The sequence below is a fragment of the Corynebacterium propinquum DSM 44285 genome, from assembly GCF_000375525.1.
Classification (GTDB): domain Bacteria; phylum Actinomycetota; class Actinomycetes; order Mycobacteriales; family Mycobacteriaceae; genus Corynebacterium; species Corynebacterium propinquum.
The window spans coordinates 15927-34312 of record NZ_AQXC01000008.1; the positions used below are offsets into that span (position 1 = coordinate 15927).

The window sequence follows — 18386 nt, forward strand, 5'->3', positions numbered from 1 at the left end:
AGCGGCCAAGTGGCTGCGCCCGGGGCACAATGTGATGTCAAGGAGACATGGTAACGGTGAATTTCACCCCGGAAACAATTGAAAAGGCTTCGAACCTGACCAGCTCGGCGTGGCCGGAGAAGACCCGCGTGTATACGTTGGCGAAGAACCTCGGGCTTAGTTCGCGGGAATTGATTGAGGTCTTAGCGAATCTGCAGATTTCGAAGCGCGCGCAATCGAATGTGTCGCCGGATCAGGTGACTGCGGTTTTGGATTATATTGCGGCGAAGAAATCGGACTCCGTGAAGAAGCCCGACTCAGTGAAGAAATCGGGTTCAGCGACAAAAGCCGCTTCTAATGAATCCGAAAGCGCAGCCAACACAGATACTCCGCAGGCTGCGCCAGGTATCGACAAGGCTAAGCCTGACACTGACACGGCTGCTCAGAAAGAGGCCGCCGCGCAGAAAGAAGCCGAAGAAAAGCTACGCCACCGCGTGCGCAAGAACGTGGAAAATGAAATCAACCAGATTGCGCAAAAAGTCGATGCGGATTTGCCTGCTTCTTCGCTTGGCGACGAGCCTGCACCCGCCCCGGATGTTCCAGCCCCGGCTGAGCCTACGATGAACGCCTACGTGCCGGTGTTCCGCGCGCCGGATGTGGATCCCGCGCTTGATGAGGCCGGGCTCGACGAAGCCGTGATTGACGATATTGTCGCTGCCGCAGAACACGCCGAGGATGCCACTGGCGATCTTGCCGATGACTTCCGTGATGGCATGGCCGGTGACGCCGACGCCGGTACTGCCTCTGATGAGGCCGGTAACGCAGGCGATGGTGAGCCGGCGGATATGCGTGGTGGTCGGCACACGAATTCCCGTGGACGTCGCCGTCGTGGACGTCGAGGCGGATCGCGTGGTCGCGGCGTCGAGCAGCAAGCCCAGGATGCTGCGGACAAGCACGCTGAGCAGAGCAAAGGTTCTGGCAAACCGCAGGCTGACGATCGGCACTCTGATAACCAGCACTCTGTCGATCAGCACGCTGAAAAGCCGGATTCTGGAAAGTACGATTCCACCGAGCCAAACACTGCAAAACCAAACACCGCAAAACCAGACGCCACCAAGCCAGCGGCCGAAAACCACGCTAGCGAAAAGCACGCCAGCGAAAAGCACACCGTCGAAAAGATTGATGAGCCCCGCGGGCTGCGTGGACCGGCACGGCTGGAGGCACAGCGTCGTCGTCGTAATGAGCTACGGGAAGAAACCCGCAAGACGGAGCGGATTGTCTCGGAAAGCGAGTTCCAGGAGCGCCGTGCGGCGATAACGCGCAAGATGGTGGTGTGCGAGCGTGAGCGCATGGATGGTCCGGGCACGGTCACTCAGCTCGGGTTATTGGAAGATGACGTGTTGGTCGAGCATTTCGTGAATGCCGAAAACCAGGGTTCGATGATCGGCAATATCTACCTTGGACGCGTGGAAAACGTGCTGCGCAATATGGAAGCCGCGTTCATTGATATTGGCCAGGGCCGTAATGCCGTGCTTTATGCCGGGGAAGTGGATTGGAAAGCCCGGGGGCTTAACGGACGCCAGCGTCGTATCGAGGCTGCGTTGAAGCCTGGTGATCAGGTGCTCGTGCAGGTCATGAAGGATCCTTTGGGTCACAAAGGTGCCCGGCTGACCGCGCATATTTCCTTTTCTGGGCGCTATTTGGTGTATGTTCCGGGCGGAAATAACGCGGGAATTTCGCGCAAACTGCCTGCTGAAGAACGTCGCCGCCTGAAAGAAATGCTGGATCGCGTCGTGCCCGAAGACGGCGGCACGATCATCCGCACGGCTGCTGAGGGTGTTCCGGAGCGTGCCATCGCTGCCGACGTCGATCGGATGCACAACCAGTGGCTGCACATTAAACAGCGCGTGGAGGAAGAAAAGGAAGCGAAAACTTCCGAGCCTGTCACGCTGTTCGAAGAACCGGACATGCTGGTCAAGGTTGTTCGTGATTTGTTCAATGAGGATTACTCTGAGCTTATTGTCGACGGCGACCGTGCGTATGAAGTCATCTATTCGTATGTGAAGTCGGTGGCGCCGGATCTGCTTAAGCGCATCAGTAAGCATGACCGCGCTGCGTTCCAGGGCCAGGATTCGTTCACCGCGTATCACATTGATGAGCAGATCGAAGAGGCATTGTCGCGCAACGTATCGTTGCCGTCGGGCGGTTCGCTGGTGATAGATCGCACCGAAGCGATGATCGTCATTGACGTCAACACCGGGAAGTTCACTGGTAAGCGCAAGGGCGGCAATCTGGAAGAAACCGTCACACGCAACAACCTGGAAGCTGTTGATGAAATTGTGCGCCAGATCCGTTTGCGCGATCTTGGCGGCATGATCGTGATTGATTTCATCGACATGATCTTGGAAGAAAACCAGGATCTGGTGTTGCGACGCCTGAAGGAGCGTTTGACCTCGGATCGCAGCCGCCACCAGGTCTCTGAAGTGACCAGCTTGGGGCTGGTGCAGCTCACGCGCAAACGCATCGGCACGGGGCTGCTGGAGGCTTATGCCACGGATTGCCCAACGTGTGCTGGCCGGGGTCTGTTGATCAACAGTGACCCGGTGGACGCTCTGAAGCAGGCAGAGGTTGCTGCCCAAGCACATGAGCATGAGCCGGAAAATGGCTATGGCCGCGGTCGTGTGGCAACGCTTGATGACGATGGCGATGCCGTTATCGATGACGAGCAGGACGACGCACAAGACCAGGGCGCACGGAAGCGCCGCGAGCGTGAGCGTGCTGCAGCAGCGGAATTTGAGAATCTAGCTGCCAGTGTGATCGGGAAGAAGAAGCCGGATTCGGATGCAGATTCGGATTCCGCACAGGAAACTGCTCGGAAGCGCGGCAAGGGACGCCGCAAAAAGCGTGTTGTCAGGGCTAGCCATACCCATGCCACCGGATCACATGGTGCTGGCTCACATGATGCCGACGAAAATGCCGCTGGCGGAAATGTTGCTGACCAAAAAGCTGCTGATAGTGCTGCTCATAGCGCGGTGGCTGAGAAGTCCTATGAGCAGGCCGTCGAAGAGTTTGAATCCAGCCCGCGGCGGCGTCGTCGTACCCGCGGCAATTCGCGCTCGGATCACCGCCCACGGAAGAAGGATTTCCGGTGGGAGGATCGGCACGCCACTGCTGCGAAAAGCACAGGTGACGGTCAGCACGGTACTGCGGACGGGCGCCACGATAATGGTGGTAATACCAGTGTTGATACCGGCGTTGACAAGCAAGCTGACGCTGACAAGCAAACTAGCGCTGCCAAGCAAACCAACGCTGGTAACAAGACGGCAGAATCGGCGGTGCGCAAATCCTCGAAGCGGCGTCGTGTGGTGCGGCGGATTTCGTCGGCAAGCGGAACAGGCGCCAATATCAGCGCTAACGGTGAGGCGAACGACGCCGGGCAACAGGCGAGTGGCACCGGGGCCGGGGATGGCGCGTCCGTCGACAAGAACGGCCGCGACGACAAGCAAGACCATGGCGACAAGCAGCAGGCTGTGCGCAAGGGCACACGGCGGCGTCGTGTAGTGCGGCGTCCAGCGAAGAAATAGCAGGCTGGAAATAGTCGGGTTTGTCTTTTGTGGCGTGTACACGGTAGTCTTGGGCAGTCGCTGTTATGAGCCTGCGCGCCAATATCTAGAAGCTAATATCTAGGAAGCTATCGCGCTGGATAATTATTTGAGATGGTTATCCGGCCTAGTGATCTAGGTGCTTAGTGTTCTAGGTAGCACGTGGATAGCGCGGCGAATAACGCTTTTTAGTAATTAAGTCCATCTTGGGGCTTATGCACTGCAGCTGCCCAGCAGCCTGCGGCGCGCAAGCTCCGAGCCGAGTATAGATAAGGGGTAACCCTCCATGTACGCGATCGTCAAGACCGGCGGAAAGCAGTACAAGGTTGCTGAAGGTGACCTCGTCAAGGTTGAGAAGCTTGAGGGCGAGCCAGGCGATGCCGTGGCTCTTACCCCGGTTCTGCTCGCCGATGGCGCAACTGTCAAGACCAAGGCTGATGAGCTCAGCGGTGTTTCCGTCAACGCTGAAATCGTAGACCAGACCAAGGGTCCTAAAGTTCGGATCCTGAAGTACAAGAACAAAACCGGTTACAAGCGTCGTCAGGGCCACCGTCAGCCTCAGACCGTCGTTAAAATCACCGGAATTAAGTAAAGCACTAAGGGGATAGCACAATGGCACACAAGAAGGGCGCATCGTCCACCTCGAACGGTCGCGATTCCGAGGCTAAGCGTCTCGGCGTTAAGCGATTCGGTGGCCAGAAAGTCAACGCTGGTGAGATCATCGTTCGTCAGCGTGGCACCAAGTTCCACCCAGGTGAGAACGTCGGCCGTGGCGGCGACGATACCCTGTTCGCTCTCGAGGCTGGCTCCGTCAGCTTCGGTGTTAAGCGCGGACGTCGGGTAGTTAACATCGTTCCGGCACAGGAAGTAGCCGTAGAAGCCAGCGCATAATAAGCCTGAGCTTCACATGGAACCCACTCGGTTCCGCTGCGCAGTTCCCATCTGATCGTGGGGCTGCGCTTTTTTGCTTAAATAGGTCTTTACCGCCAGTATTTTTCTAGAAAGGGCCCGCGCCATGTCTCGCTTTATTGATCGAGTAACCCTGCATCTTTCTGCAGGCGACGGCGGGCACGGTTGTGCCTCGGTTCACCGCGAGAAATTCAAACCACTCGGTGGCCCCGATGGTGGCAACGGTGGCCACGGCGGAGACATTATTTTGGAAGTGTCCAACCAGGTGCATACCTTGCTTGATTTCCACTTCCGCCCGCACGTGAAAGCAGAACGCGGCGGAAATGGCGAAGGCGATCACCGGCAGGGCAAGCGTGGCCAGGACCTGATTTTGGAAGTCCCGGTCGGCACGGTCGTGCGGAATGCTCAGGGCGAGATGTTGGCGGACTTGACGACGATCGGCACTCGTTTCATGGCCGCAGAAGGCGGTTACGGCGGGCTGGGTAACGCGGCACTTGCCAACGCCTCCCGTAAGGCGCCAGGGTTTGCGCTGAAGGGCGAACCGGGCGAGGAGCACGATCTGATCCTGGAGATGAAATCGGTTGCCGACGTGGGGCTGGTCGGTTTCCCGTCCGCGGGCAAGTCGTCACTGATTTCCGTGCTTTCTGCGGCGAAACCGAAAATTGGTGATTATCCGTTTACCACGTTGAGCCCGAACCTGGGTGTGGTCTCGGCTGGCGATAAGGTGTTTACCATTGCTGATGTCCCGGGGCTGATCCCGGGTGCCTCGCAGGGTAAGGGCTTGGGCTTGGAGTTTTTGCGCCACATTGAACGCACCGCTGTGCTGGCGCATATCGTTGATACTGCTTCGATTGAGCCGGGCCGTGATCCGGTTTCGGATATTGAAGCGCTGGAACACGAATTGGCGCAGTACCAAGATGCACTGGAAGAAGACACCGGTCTGGGCGATATCATGCAGCGCCCACGGGTGATTGTCCTGAATAAAGCCGATGTGCCGGAAGCTCGTGAGCTTGCGGAATTCGTCAAAGAAGACCTAGAAGAACAATTCGGTTGGCCGGTGTTCATCATTTCTGCGGTGGCTCGCCAAGGATTGGATGCGCTGCGGTATAAGCTAGCCGAAATCGTCGAGGCTGACCGTGAGCAGCGCCCGACTGATGACGAGAAGCCAGCCCCAGAAATCATCCGCCCGCAGGCGGTTGTCGGACGTGGTGCTAAGCGGGGCGGCCACCACGCCGATTTCACTGTGCGGCAGGATCCAGAGGTCGAGGGTGGTTTCATCGTCGACGGCAAGAAGATCGAGCGGTGGATTTCCCAGACTGATTTCGAGAACGACGAGGCCATCGGGTATCTGGCTGATCGCCTCGCCCGCGCCGGTGTGGAAGAAGAGCTTTTCCGACAGGGTGCGGTGGAAGGCTGCCCGGTCACCATTGGCGAGATCACCTTCGAGTGGGAGCCGATGATTGGCGGCGATCCTACATTGGCTGGCCGTGGCCGCGATGCCCGCCTGGAAACCACTAATCGTGCCACCGCGGCTGAGCGTAAACGCGCCTCGCAGGCACGCCGTGGTCTGATCGATGAATTGGTGTACGGCGATGTGGAAGAAGAACAATCGGATCGCGAGCGTTGGCAGGGCTAGCCTGGTTATAAGGCGCGTTTTGTCAGCGTGAAACAAGCGCTGAGTGTGGCGGGTGAGATCACACGCGGATTTTTGTAGACTACACAGTATGCCTCACAATGCCCATGACCGTGACATTCATGCCCACCTCCCGTTGGATCCGTACCACGATGACTCGCCGGAAGCGTCGTTTCCGGATCCACCGAAGGATGCCCTCGACAGTTTGGCCATGGGCCACGAGTCTGCTTTGCGTGAGCAGATCACCAACGCTAAGCGCGTCGTCGTCAAGATCGGTTCGTCGTCGCTGACGGATGATTTCTCCGTTTCCCCGGAAAAGATTGACCACATTGTTGACGCGTTGCAAGCGCGCATGGAATTTTCTGACGTCATTGTTGTTTCCTCCGGTGCAGTCGCTGCTGGTATGAAGCCGCTGGGGCTGACAGAGCGCCCACAGGATCTGGCTACGAAACAGGCTGCTGCTGCCGTTGGCCAGGTGCATTTGGCTTATGAGTGGTCGCGTTCTTTCGCCCGCTACAACCGCACGTGTGGCCAGGTTTTGTTGACGGCTTCGGACGCTGGTCGACGTGATCGCACCCGAAATGCGCAGCGCACCATTGATCGCCTGCGTATTCTGCGCGCGGTGCCGATCGTCAACGAAAATGACACGGTGGCGACGTCTGAAATGCGTTTCGGTGATAACGACCGTCTTTCGGCTATCGTGGCTCACCTGACTGGCGCGGATGCGCTCTTCCTGCTGTCCGACGTCGATGGTTTGTATGACAAGAACCCGGCTGAGCCGGATGCGAACTTCGTTGATGAAGTTGTCACCGGTAAGGATTTGAAGGGTGTTGCCGCGGGTGATGGCGGCAAAGTTGGTACCGGTGGCATGGCCTCGAAGGTCTCGGCCGCGCGTTTGGCTGCCCGTGGTGGCGTGCCGGTGTTGCTGACGTCGGCGGATAATATTGGCCCAGCGCTGGAAGATGCCCGAGTTGGTACTGTGTTCCATACTCGGGAAGAACGCCGCCTGTCGGCGTGGAAGTTCTGGGCACTGTATTCTGCCGATTCCGGTGGAACCCTGCGCTTGGACGAGGGTGCGCTCAAGGCTGTGACCCGCGGCGGAAACTCGTTGTTGGCAGTCGGCATTACTGATGTGGACGGTGAATTCCGCGCTGGTGAGATCGTCGATATCGTTGGTCCGAACTCTGAGGTCGTTGGCCGTGGAGAGGTCAACTACTCTTCGTCGGCGCTGAAGTCGATCATCGGGAAGAAGACCGAGGAAATGCCAGAGGAGATGCAACGCCCTGTCGTGCATGCGGATTACCTGTCCAACTACGCTTCGCGTCTGTAGGGTGCTTATAAGGCATCTGCAAACGCTTATAAGGTGGTTGTAAAGCGTCTGTAAGCCTGTAAACCAGCAGTACAGCCTCCGTACCACCTTGCATCGCTCATTCCCGGTAACCTCGGACTCATGAAGTTCACAATGCAACCCAACAGCTGGGATAAAGTACGCAAGACTTTGGAAGAGGCAGGCCACGAGCTTGTCGACGACATCGCGGACGCCGAGTGCATGCTGTTTAATGGCACCCCGGATGAGTTGCCGGAGATTCCGGAATCTCTCGGCTTCGTGCAACTGCACTTGGCTGGTGTTGATGCTTTCGTCGACCAGATGAAAAATTCGTCGACACGCTGGGCCAATGCCGCGGGGCTGTATGACAAGACCGTGGCGGAATCCGCGATTGCGCTTTTGTTGGCGCAGCTGCACGCACACAAACCATCCACACAGGCCGCAACCTGGCTCCAGAAAGAGCTGGAGCCGAAGACCCGCTTTTTGTCCGATGATTCCACCGTCGCCATCATTGGCGCTGGTGGCATCGGCCAAGAGTTGATTTCGATGCTCAAGGGCTTCGGCCCAGAAATCATTGCGGTCAATCGTTCGGGAAACCCTGTCGACGGTGCGGATGAAACCGTTCCTAGTACCGAATTGGATGCTGTCTGGCCGCGCGCGGATTTCTTTGTGCTGTTGATGCCGCTGACCGACGAGACCCACCACATCGTGGACGCTGATGCGTTTGCGAAGATGAAAGATAGCGCCGTCGTCGTCAATGTGGGGCGTGGCCCACTGGTGAACACTGATGATCTTGTCGACGCCTTGCGCAACGGTGTTATTGCCGGTGCTGGCCTGGATGTCACCGAACCGGAGCCGCTGCCGGATGGCCACCCGTTGTGGGAGATGTCGGAGTGTGTGATCACCCCGCATCTGGCAAACCCGTTGTATTCGGTGCATGACCGTATTGGTGCGCACATGCTGAAAAACATGGAAGCATTCGCGAATGGTGAGACTATGCCGACGGAAGTAGACGTTGAGGCTGGTTATTAAGCCTTGCGTTGCTGCGCGCTGTCGCAGGTGATGAAACCGGACAGCCGGTTTATTTACACCTGGTAGTAGCTTGTGAAGCACGTATACTGGGCGCTATGACTGATAAAACCACAGAAAACCTGTCGCCCGAACGTGCCCAGGAGCGCGAGGAGGTGCTCACCAAGGCCCGTGCCGCTAAGGATGTGGCCCCGGTGATCGCCCAGCTTTCTACTCCGCAGAAAAACGAAATCCTGGAGACTGCAGCCCAGGACCTGCTGGATAACACTGCTCTTATTCTCGGCGCCAATGAACGTGACATCGTCAACGGCAAAGAAGCTGGCTTGAGCGATCAGTTGCTGGACCGTCTGCGTCTGGATGAAGACCGCATCGCCGGTATCGCCAACGGCCTGCGTTTGGTTGCCGGTTTGCAGGACCCGGTGGGCGAGATCCTGCAGGGTTCCACCATGGATAATGGCATCGAGATGAAGCAGGTCCGTGTCCCGCTTGGCGTGATGGGCATGGTTTATGAGGCCCGCCCCAACGTTACGGTCGACGCCTTCGGCCTGGCGATTAAGTCCGGAAACGTGCCGCTGCTGCGTGGTTCGAAATCCGCTCGTGAGTCCAATAAGCAGTTGGTCGACTTGCTGCAGGACACCCTGGAGAAACTGGGGCACCCACGTGAGGCTGTCCAGTTGCTGCCATGCGAAACCCGCGATTCGGTACAGGATTTGATTACCGCACGCGGCTTGGTTGATCTGGTTATTCCACGTGGCGGCGCCGGTTTGATTAACGCCGTGGTGCTGGGTGCTACGGTGCCCACCATCGAAACCGGCACTGGTAACTGCCACTTTTACATCGACAAGTCGGCGGATCTGGATAAGGGCATCGCCATGGTCGTTAATGGCAAGACCCGCCGCACCTCGGTCTGCAACTCGACTGAGACGGTGCTGCTGGATTCGGCGCTGAGCGACGACGACAAGCTGAAGGTCGTGCGCGCATTGCAGGATGCCGAAGTTACCATTCACGGTGAGGTGCAAGAGCTGTCTGGTTTCGGCGTAGAAAACGCCGTGGAAGCAACTGAGGAAGATTGGGCAGAAGAGTCACTGTCGATGGACATCAATGCCAAGGTGGTTGACGGAATCGATGGCGCGATTGCCCACATTCAGAAGTGGAGCACCGGCCACACCGAAGGCATTGCGGCGCAGGACGCTGACATTTTGCAGAAGTTCGCTAATGAGGTTGATGCTGCTGCCGTCATGCTGAATGCCTCGACTGCCTTTACCGACGGTGAGGTTTACGGCATGGGTGCTGAGATCGGTATTTCCACGCAGAAGCTGCACGCGCGTGGTCCAATGGCACTGCCGGAGTTGACTTCCAGCAAGTGGATTTTGCAGGGAACTGGTCACACCCGTCCATAAACCAGCTCGCATCTGGGTCTGTGAGCTGGAATAATACCCGGCATGACTGTCTCACGCCTGGAAGCCCGCGCTGTCACCGCGCTGGTGAGCATCGGCGTAGTGTCTTCTATTGCTACTGGTATACCAGCAGCACAAGCGGGCATTGCCGCTGAGAGCACAAACCAGCTCCTGGACCTACCAGATTCCACCGTCGCCACCTCGGCTGCCGATAACGGGCAGTGTCCAGAGGTGGCGATTATTGCTGCGCGGGGTTCGGAGCAGAATTTTGCGACCATCCCGCAACGTTACGCACCGAATTCAACGTGGGAATCTAACGGCTTTGAGGCAGAAAATATTGCAGCGGGCCTGCACCTAGCCCAACAGCGGCATACTGCTGCCACCGGGGAATCGTTGTTCTACAACGTGCCGGTCTCGGCACTTGATGAAGAAACCTATCCGCACGACGCCGCCGTCGTCGATGTATTAGCAGAGTGGATTACCCATGACTAAATCTGATGATCGTAGCGAGACTACCGAGAAGGGTGGTGCTGTGCAGCATAAATCCCCGCAGCGCATCGGCGTGATGGGCGGTACCTTTGACCCGATCCACAACGGTCACCTGGTTGCCGCTAGCGAGGTTGCGGACAAGTTTTCCCTGGATACGGTGTTGTTTGTGCCTACGGGGCAGCCGTGGCAGAAAGCGGATAAGCAGGTTACTTCGGCGGAATCGCGTTATCTGATGACGGTGATCGCCACTGCTTCCAACCCACGCTTCGGGGTGAGCCGCGTGGACATCGATCGGGGTGGGGATACCTATACTGTCGATACGCTGCGGGATCTGCGTACGCGCTACCCAGACGCGGAGCTGTTTTTCATCACCGGTGCTGATGCCATGGCCAATATTGTCTCTTGGCATAAATGGGAGGACATGTTCGATATGGCGCGCTTCGTGGCGGTGACCCGGCCGGGTTACGAGTTGTCTGAGGCGATGATGCCGGATATTCACGAATGCCGCATTGATCTGGTGGATGTGCCTGCGCTGGCGATTTCCTCCACCGATATCCGCGAGCGTGCCGGGCAGGGCCGTCCGGTGTGGTATTTGGTGCCGGATGGGGTGGTGCAGTACATTTCGAAAAACAATTTATATGCCGAAAACTAGCCGAAACCGGCTAGTTCGTGCGAAACTGTGACTAGACAACCCACGAAACCACAACTTTGTTGGAAACAGCATATTTGCCAGAAAGAGGAAGGTGCGCATTGACCGCTACTGATACCGCTCGCGAACTCACGAGTGTGGCCGTTCGCGCCGCTGATGAAAAATCCGCGGCCAATATCGTCGCCATGGACGTTTCGGATGTCCTGGGCATTACCGAGGTGTTTATCATCGCTTCGGCGGATACGGAGCGCGCGGTCAAAGCTATCGTCGACGAGATTGAAGAGGACCTGAAAGACGCCGGGCGGAAGCCGTTGCGTCGGGAAGGCCAGCGGGATTATCGCTGGGTGCTGCTGGATTATGGCGATGTTGTCGTGCATGTCCAGCACAATGACGAACGTGATTTTTACGGTCTGGACCGCCTGTATGGGGATTGCCCGCTGGTGGAAGTCGACGGTGTGGAATATTCCCGCCCAGGCACCTATTCCGAATCTGATGGTGCGCAGGTGCGTTCGGCTCAAGATATCGACGATATTCCTGTGGTGGGCGAGGGTCGGTCATGACCCGCCCGCTGTATCTCGTCCGCCATGGTGAGACGACGTATAACGCCAGCGGGCGGATGCAGGGCCAACTGGATACTGAGCTCTCCGAGCGGGGGCATGCTCAGGCGCGCCAGGCTGCGCAGATGCTTGCCGACGTTCACATCACCCGGATCATCGCCTCTGATTTGAATCGCGCTGCCACTACGGCCAGCTATATCGCGGAGCAGTTCGGACTAGAGGTCACCACCGATACGCGACTGCGCGAGACCCACTTGGGCGAGTGGCAGGGAATGGGACGCGGCGAGGTCGATGAGCAGTACCCGGGGGCTCGTGCACAGTGGCGTAATGATGCTACGTGGACGCCGCCGGGAGGCGAATCGCGTGTCGATGTATCCCAGCGCATCCGGCCGGTCGTTGATGAGTTGATGGAAGAATACTCGGAATGGGACGACGGCGGCGTGCTCTTGGTGGCGCATAATGGCGCGATTTCCGCGTTGGCGTGTGCATTGTTGAATTTGCAGGTGGAACAATTTCCGATGCTGTCGAGCCTGAAAAATACTCATTGGGCGAAATTGGTGGCGCGCCCGGGTTTTGATCCGGATGCTCCGAAGCGTACCCCGCGTTTTTCTGGTGCCGCGGATACGCGTGGTGCTCAGTGGTTCTTGGAAGGCTGGAATATGGGCCGAGGGGATTAAATGACGGTTCAGGTGGTTACGGATTCCTCAGCGAGTTTGAGTGAGGACGTTATCGCAGAACTTGGCATCACGGTGCTGGATCTGCACGTGGTGGAAAAAACCGCCAAGGATGGCTCGGTAGAGCGGTCCACGGCGGGTTTGTCATCCTTAGAGCTGGCTGCGGTGTATGGCCGTTTGGTGGAGCGGAGCCAGGGCGATGGCGTGCTGGTAATGCATTTGCCCAAGGAGTTGTCGTCGACGTGGAATTCTGCCCAGACAGCCGTGGGGCTGTTTGCCGACGATGAGATTCGCATTATTGATTCACCCGCGATTGCGATGGCGATGGGGGCTGCCGTGATGACCGCGGCGAAACTTGCCCAGCAAGGCGCTGACCTCGACGAATGTTATGACGCCGCTGTGGGTGTGTTGTCGCGTTCTGCTACGTGGGTGTATTTGCACCGGATTGATGATTTGCGCCGTTCGGGTCGGTTGTCAGTGACGACCGCGATGCTGTCGACCGCGTTGTTGGCCACGAAGCCGATCATGGAGTTTAACGACGGCAAGTTGGAGTTGGTTGGTAAAACTCGTACCCAGACCAAGGCTTTCAACAAATTGGTGGAGCTGGTTTCCCAGCACGCTGGTGGTGAGCCGGCGTTTATTGCCATCCAGCACAGTGAGGCAGACGAGGCTGCAGAGACGTTGTACGACTTGCTTGTCGACGCGCTAGCACCTGGTTCTTCGGTGATGGTCATGGAAATGAGTGAGGTCTTGCGCGTACACGTTGGTGCTGGCGCGATTGGTGTTTCTGCGGTGTTTACGGTGGGAGATTAGCACGCGAGCACGTGCATTTTGCCAATCTCGTGCTGGTTATCCACAGGAGAGCTTGCTTTGTTGATCTGTCACGTGAGTTTTCACAGGTTTGTGGTCAAGCCAACCTGGTTTCTTGTGCCACGGTTTTAGTATCGCGGGCATGAGCCCAACTGCACGTGTCAAAGAGCGCATCGCGGAATTAACCCGGCCCACTGGGGAAGAAGACCTCATGGCGGTCGATTATCCCAAACCGCGTTTTTCTTTATCTACCGCCGCGGCAGTGGCCGCTGCTGGCCTTGCATTCCTCGGTTGCTTGCTCTGGTGGGCTGTGAGTTCTCTGGGGCAGGGCTCGGGGCAAGCAGATTTCGCTGCGTTGGCAGAAGATTCCGCACCCAGTGGTTCTGCGGGCGCCAGCTCTACCGATGATGCCCACTCTACCGATGATGCCGCAGCTACCTCGCCAGGCTCAGAGCAGAAGTCACCGAAACATGCAGCGGTGACTGGAACGGTGGATGCGGGTGCGCATTCATCCGATGACATTGTGGTTTCGGTAGTGGGGTTGGTGCAGAACCCGGGAATCATGACGCTTCCCGATGGTTCCCGTGCCGCCGATGCGCTCGCTGTGGCAGGGGTGTTACCGGAAGCGGATTTGGTGCGTATCAACCATGCGGAGTTATTACGTGATGGCCAGCAGTTGGTGGTCGTGGGCCCAGATGATCCGGCGCCGCCGGTCTCGGGGAGCGGAACCGGTGGCACCGGCGGTGGTGCCGGTAATGCCGGTGCTGGGCAGGGGGCGAGTACGGGGCCGATTTCGTTGAATACCGCCACGGTTGCTGAGTTGACCGCCCTGCATGGTGTCGGTGAAGCCACAGCGAGCGCGATCATTGAATTTCGGGAATCGAATGGTGGTTTTGCCTCTGTGGAGCAGCTTTTGGAGGTCTCTGGGATTGGGCCTGCGAAGTTTTCCCGCCTGCAAGATGAGGTCACGGTGTAAAACGCCGTCATGCACGATCTGCGATTATTGCCCACCGCGTTGACCAGCTGGGCAGCCGTGTTATTGGTGATTGTGACCGGCAGCCCTGGTTGGGCGGTGGGGCTAGTCGTCGTGGTGGGAGTGATATGCGCAAGCACGGGCTACTGGCAGCACTGCCTCCTTGTGGCCGCAGGCGCCGGTGCTGCGTTGCTTCTGGCAGCTATCCGCCAGCACCGTGCAGCAGGGTTTGCGTATCCGGAGCAATTATCCGCGACGGTAGCTGGGCGCGGAAAGCCCCTCGATTTCGGAGGATATTATTTTCCCATCGACGTGGACGGCTTGGCGCCGAACTTGGCGCTGTTCGCCCAGCAACCAACGGTGCAGAAAACACCAGCTCAGCAACCAACAGCAGAACACACAACAGCAGAACACGCACCCGAGCTTGCGGATCTCGCGCCGGGATCGCGCATCCTGGTGGATGCAACGTACCAGGAATCGGATCGGCCTGGTCTGGCCCCGGTGGTCGTGCGAGGCGAAATCGCCCAGGTGCAGCCTCCGACCGGGCTTTCCCAGTTCGCCGATTATGTCGCGCATTCCCTGCATGGTGCTGCCCACCAGTTTCTCGGCGAAAATACAGCCTCGCTTATTCCGGGCATGGTGCTGGGCGATACCAGCGCGCAAACCGATACCCAGCGGCAGATGTATATCGATACTGGGTTAACCCACCTCACAGCAGTCAGTGGCTTGCATGTTGCCACGATCGTGGCCGCTGCGGTCATTCTCGCGCGTGCCGCCAGGCTAGGTCCGGTAGGGCAGTCGGGCGTCGCAGTGCTGGTCATGGGGCTCTACGTCACTGTGGTGGGACCGGCGCCGTCGGTGTTGCGCGCCAGCATCACGGGCTTGGTCGGGGTAGCAGCGATTCTTCATTCCACTCGCATGCCGCCGTTGCATGCGCTGTGCATCGCGGTCATCGTGCTATTGCTTCTCGACAGCGACATGGCTGTGAACTTCGGGTTTGCGCTGTCTGTGGCAGCAACTGCTGGCATTATCGCCTTAGTGCCATTGCTATACCGGCCGCTGTCACGCATCCGCTTACCTGATGTCGTTATCCGCGCACTCGCGGTCTCTATTGCCGCCGATATCCTGACCATGCCATTGGTATCCCTCATGGCCGGTCGGGTTTCCCTAGTCAGTGTGCTTACCAATGTTGCTGTGACCCCGGTGGGCTCATTCGCATTATTACTCGGGCTGGCAGCCACACTGCTCGCCGCGCTACCACTGCCGGTCCCAGTAGAAGCCGTGGCACTGAAACTCGCTGAACCCGCAGCGTGGTGGATTTACCGGGTGGCCAGCTGGGCACAAAATCTGCCGCTTGCCACCATCGAGATCACTCCGTGGGCAGCAATTGTCGGCTACGGCTGGATCATCGCGGCACTACTCGCAGGGTTTGTGCGCACCACCATTGCTGCCTTGCTAGCGGCCATGCTGCTGAGCGGGTGGTTGCAGCGCCTGCCACCACAGGCGGACATCGAGGACGCCAACGTGCTCGTTGTCGACACACTTGCAGAAATCACCGATTATTCCGGGCAGATCGCCCCACAAACCATTCCGCCGGGCACCGAAGCCATTGTTGTGGCCGATCCGTCGGGCCAACCCGCGGAAAGACCCACCGCCACGCCTGCAGGTATTCCGATCGTTTTTCCTCACCGCGACGGGCCAGTCACCATCTACGTCGATGGTAGACAGCACGCCGAAAGCGGGAGGTTCTAGCTGTGGCACGATAGGGGCATGGCAATGGAATCCAGCGTGCAGTTAATCATTGGTGATGAGGAGTTTTTGGCCGAGCGGGTGCGCTTAGAACTTACCGCCGAGGTGAAAAACAACGCTGCTGATGGCGAGCAAGTCCACCAAACCACGCTGCGCGCCGGGGATATTACCGGCCCGGAACTCATTGAAGCCACGAGCCCGTCGCTGTTTGGCGATGAGCGGATCGTGGTAATCACCAACGCAGAAACGGCTGGGAAAGAGCCGTTGAACCTTTTGTTAGATGCCTGTGTCAATCCGGCTCCGTCGGTCACTATCATCATCGTCTACGCCGGTGGCGGGCGTAATCAGGCGATCATGAAAAAAATCGAGAAATTGGCGCAGGTCCATCGCGTCGCCAAGCTAAAGCCGTCGGAGCGTGGAAGTTGGGTCAACCAGGAATTCCGTAGGCACGGCGTGCGGGTGGGGCCGCAAGTGGTCCATAGTTTGCTGGAAGGCGTCGGTTCTGACCTGCGTGAGCTGGCTTCTGCGGTCAGCCAGTTGGTTGCTGATACCAACGGCAATGTCACGGAGGCCGCGGTGCAGGAGTACTACCAAGGAGTCGCGGAAGTTTCTGGTTTCGATATCGCCGACGCGGCAGTAGCCGGCCACACCTCGCAGGCAGTGGCTTCGGTTCGCCGGGCCCTGCAACTCGGTGAGCCGCCGGTCAAGCTGGCTTATGCGCTGGCTAGCAAGGTGGGAACGGTTGCGCGGTTGTATTCGGAGCACGGCGGGAATGCGCAGAAACTCGCCGGGCAATTGGGGATGCCGCCGTGGCTGGTGGATAAATCGTTGAAGGTGGCGCGTCGATGGCGCGGCGAAAACGTCTCGCAGGCGGTGATGATCATCGCTGAGCTAGATGCTGAAGTGAAAGGCCAGGGTGGTGATGCCGAGTACGCGCTGGAATCGGCGGTGCGGAAAATCTCGGAGTTGGCGCGCTAAAATTGTGGCGCTATGACTGAAAAAGACACACCAAAAGATACAGAAAAACACGCTGCACAACGGCCCGAACACGCCGTTGACCAGGGTGATCGGCACGTTGACGGAGCAGATGATCAGCAACTGCAGGAATTTGCGACCAAGCTATTTGATTTCGCTCGTGATGGGGATTCCACGTTGCTCGAGTATGTCGAGCACGGCTTGAATGCGGACCTGGTCAATCACGAGGGCCACAGCCTGCTGATGATGGCTGCCTACCACGGCCACGCTGATTTGGTGCGTGGTTTGGCTGCGCGTGGGGCAGACGTCGACAAGCTCAATGACCGCGGCCAGTCGCCGTTGGCTGGTGCCGTGTTTAAGAAAGAAGACGCTGTGGTGGACGTGCTGTTGGATGCCGGGGCGGACCCGAACCTTGGCCACCCGACGGCGGTGGATACTGCGCGCATGTTTGAGCGCGCCGATCTGCTCGAGCGTTTTGAGAACGCCAAGTGACGCTGGCGCAGTGGGCTAGCCTGTTAGCGCTGAACCTCGCTGGTGCCGCCAGCCCGGGCCCGGACATGATCTTGATCATGCGCTTGGCGACGCGCTCCCGCATGCACGCCATGGCCGCGGCTTTGGGCATCCAGTTGGGTGTGGTGATGTGGTGCAGCCTCACGGTCTTTGGAGCTGCCGCGATCCTGACGGCGTATCCGTCGGTGCTGGCTTTCGTGCAGTTGCTCGGTGGAATTGCGCTGATCTGGATGGGGCGGAACATGGCGAAGACTGGTTGGCAAGATCGTAACGTCAAGCCAGTGGATCTTGCCGACGCCGCGCTACGGATGGGCTCGCTGAAGTCAGCGTTTAAGACGGGTTTGTTGACGAATATCGCGAACCCGAAGATCGTGCTGTTCCTGGCTGCGATCGTTGCGCCACTGCTGCCACAGAGCCCGTCACTTGGTCTGGCTATTGGCGTGATCGCAGCGCTGACGCTGTCCGCGTTTTTGTTGTTTGTTGTCGTCGCGTTTTTCTTGTCGACGAAGGCGGTGCGCCGCCGCGTATTGGCGGCTGGCCCGTGGATCGATATTGCTGCCGGAGTGTTGTTCGTGGTGATCGGTGCTTCGCTGGCGATCAGTGGTTTAGTGACGGTGGTTGGTGACTAGCAATTTAGACCGCCTGCGAGCCCGGTGCACGCGAGTTGCCTGATTTTCCTTTGCGCGCCCAACCTGTAGTGGTTGGGCGCTTTGTTTATGCGTCCTTATGCTTTATGCCATTCTCCGTAAGTACCAAACAAGGAGTATCAACAATGAGTATCCCTGGCGCAGGGGCCGGGAACACGCCAAATTGTGGTGATGTGAATCGCTTTTAATTGTTTGATCTTGCCCCAAAAATATGGGGCAGCTGAATATGTAATGCACTCTTCCGGGGGTGCTGTGTAACGAAAATCGAAGGCGTCGGAGAGCAAAATAGAAGTAAAAGTTTATGCAGTTCAAACGTAATTTTGACTGGGTCAAGTTTTGGGTTTGTGTCGTTAGTTACGTAAAAACCGGTTTCTGTAAGTTCAGTCTGCGTTAAATTACGGCTGTTCAACGGGTTGCAGACAGCACACAGTGGCTTGTTAAGCTAAGTCACGTACCGTTCGTTTCCCATGAAAGGAT

17 protein-coding genes are annotated in these 18386 nt (G+C 58.0%); all 17 read left to right on the forward strand.

Annotation, left to right across the window (positions count from 1 at the left end; all coding sequences use genetic code 11):
* Nucleotides 1–47: 47 nt before the first annotated feature.
* Nucleotides 48–3563: a translation initiation factor IF-2 N-terminal domain-containing protein gene (locus B142_RS0107605; RefSeq protein ID WP_018120947.1), complete on the forward strand. Its 3516-nt coding sequence runs from the start codon at nucleotides 48–50 to the stop codon at nucleotides 3561–3563.
* A gap of 304 nt (nucleotides 3564–3867) precedes the next feature.
* Nucleotides 3868–4173, forward strand: coding sequence for a 50S ribosomal protein L21 (rplU, locus tag B142_RS0107610; protein ID WP_018120948.1), 306 nt, complete (start codon nucleotides 3868–3870; stop codon nucleotides 4171–4173).
* A 20-nt stretch (nucleotides 4174–4193) separates the two neighbouring features.
* On the forward strand, nucleotides 4194–4472 hold the full coding sequence (gene rpmA / locus B142_RS0107615) for a 50S ribosomal protein L27 (RefSeq protein ID WP_018120949.1): 279 nt from the start codon (nucleotides 4194–4196) through the stop codon (nucleotides 4470–4472).
* Between the two features lie 124 nt (nucleotides 4473–4596).
* Nucleotides 4597–6126, forward strand: coding sequence for a GTPase ObgE (gene obgE / locus B142_RS0107620; protein ID WP_018120950.1), 1530 nt, complete (start codon nucleotides 4597–4599; stop codon nucleotides 6124–6126).
* An 88-nt stretch (nucleotides 6127–6214) separates the two neighbouring features.
* On the forward strand, nucleotides 6215–7453 hold the full coding sequence (proB, locus tag B142_RS0107625; RefSeq protein WP_018120951.1) for a glutamate 5-kinase: 1239 nt from the start codon (nucleotides 6215–6217) through the stop codon (nucleotides 7451–7453).
* A gap of 120 nt (nucleotides 7454–7573) precedes the next feature.
* Complete coding sequence (locus B142_RS0107630; protein WP_018120952.1) at nucleotides 7574–8482, forward strand: D-isomer specific 2-hydroxyacid dehydrogenase family protein; 909 nt, start codon at nucleotides 7574–7576, stop codon at nucleotides 8480–8482.
* 95 nt (nucleotides 8483–8577) lie between these two features.
* Nucleotides 8578–9879, forward strand: a complete 1302-nt coding sequence (locus B142_RS0107635) for a glutamate-5-semialdehyde dehydrogenase (protein WP_039734081.1) — start codon at nucleotides 8578–8580, stop codon at nucleotides 9877–9879.
* A gap of 42 nt (nucleotides 9880–9921) precedes the next feature.
* A complete protein-coding gene (locus tag B142_RS0107640) occupies nucleotides 9922–10368 on the forward strand; it encodes a hypothetical protein (RefSeq protein ID WP_018120954.1) in 447 nt (148 codons plus the stop codon).
* Nucleotides 10361–11017, forward strand: a complete 657-nt coding sequence (gene nadD / locus B142_RS0107645) for a nicotinate-nucleotide adenylyltransferase (RefSeq protein WP_018120955.1) — start codon at nucleotides 10361–10363, stop codon at nucleotides 11015–11017. The genes B142_RS0107640 and nadD overlap by 8 nt, the downstream gene beginning before the upstream one ends.
* Nucleotides 11018–11115: 98 nt before the next feature.
* Nucleotides 11116–11574 carry a ribosome silencing factor gene (rsfS, locus tag B142_RS0107650; RefSeq protein ID WP_018120956.1) on the forward strand — a complete coding sequence of 153 codons (459 nt, stop codon included), beginning with the start codon at nucleotides 11116–11118 and terminating at the stop codon, nucleotides 11572–11574.
* Nucleotides 11571–12248 (forward strand): histidine phosphatase family protein, encoded by a 678-nt coding sequence (locus tag B142_RS0107655; RefSeq protein ID WP_018120957.1) that lies wholly within the window; start codon nucleotides 11571–11573, stop codon nucleotides 12246–12248. Before rsfS ends, B142_RS0107655 begins: the two co-directional genes overlap by 4 nt.
* Entirely contained in the window at nucleotides 12249–13058 is an 810-nt protein-coding gene (locus B142_RS0107660) for a DegV family protein (protein WP_018120958.1), read from the forward strand.
* Nucleotides 13059–13197: 139 nt separating this feature from the next.
* Complete coding sequence (locus B142_RS0107665; protein WP_018120959.1) at nucleotides 13198–14031, forward strand: ComEA family DNA-binding protein; 834 nt, start codon at nucleotides 13198–13200, stop codon at nucleotides 14029–14031.
* A 9-nt stretch (nucleotides 14032–14040) separates the two neighbouring features.
* Nucleotides 14041–15780 (forward strand): ComEC/Rec2 family competence protein, encoded by a 1740-nt coding sequence (locus B142_RS0107670; RefSeq protein ID WP_018120960.1) that lies wholly within the window; start codon nucleotides 14041–14043, stop codon nucleotides 15778–15780.
* 18 nt (nucleotides 15781–15798) lie between these two features.
* Nucleotides 15799–16755: a DNA polymerase III subunit delta gene (gene holA / locus B142_RS0107675; protein ID WP_018120961.1), complete on the forward strand. Its 957-nt coding sequence runs from the start codon at nucleotides 15799–15801 to the stop codon at nucleotides 16753–16755.
* Between the two features lie 12 nt (nucleotides 16756–16767).
* Nucleotides 16768–17244, forward strand: a complete 477-nt coding sequence (locus B142_RS0107680) for an ankyrin repeat domain-containing protein (protein ID WP_018120962.1) — start codon at nucleotides 16768–16770, stop codon at nucleotides 17242–17244.
* The gene (locus B142_RS0107685; RefSeq protein ID WP_018120963.1) at nucleotides 17241–17891 is read left to right on the forward strand and encodes a LysE family translocator; all 651 of its coding nucleotides are present in this window, start codon (nucleotides 17241–17243) and stop codon (nucleotides 17889–17891) included. The genes B142_RS0107680 and B142_RS0107685 overlap by 4 nt, the downstream gene beginning before the upstream one ends.
* Nucleotides 17892–18386: the final 495 nt, after the last annotated feature.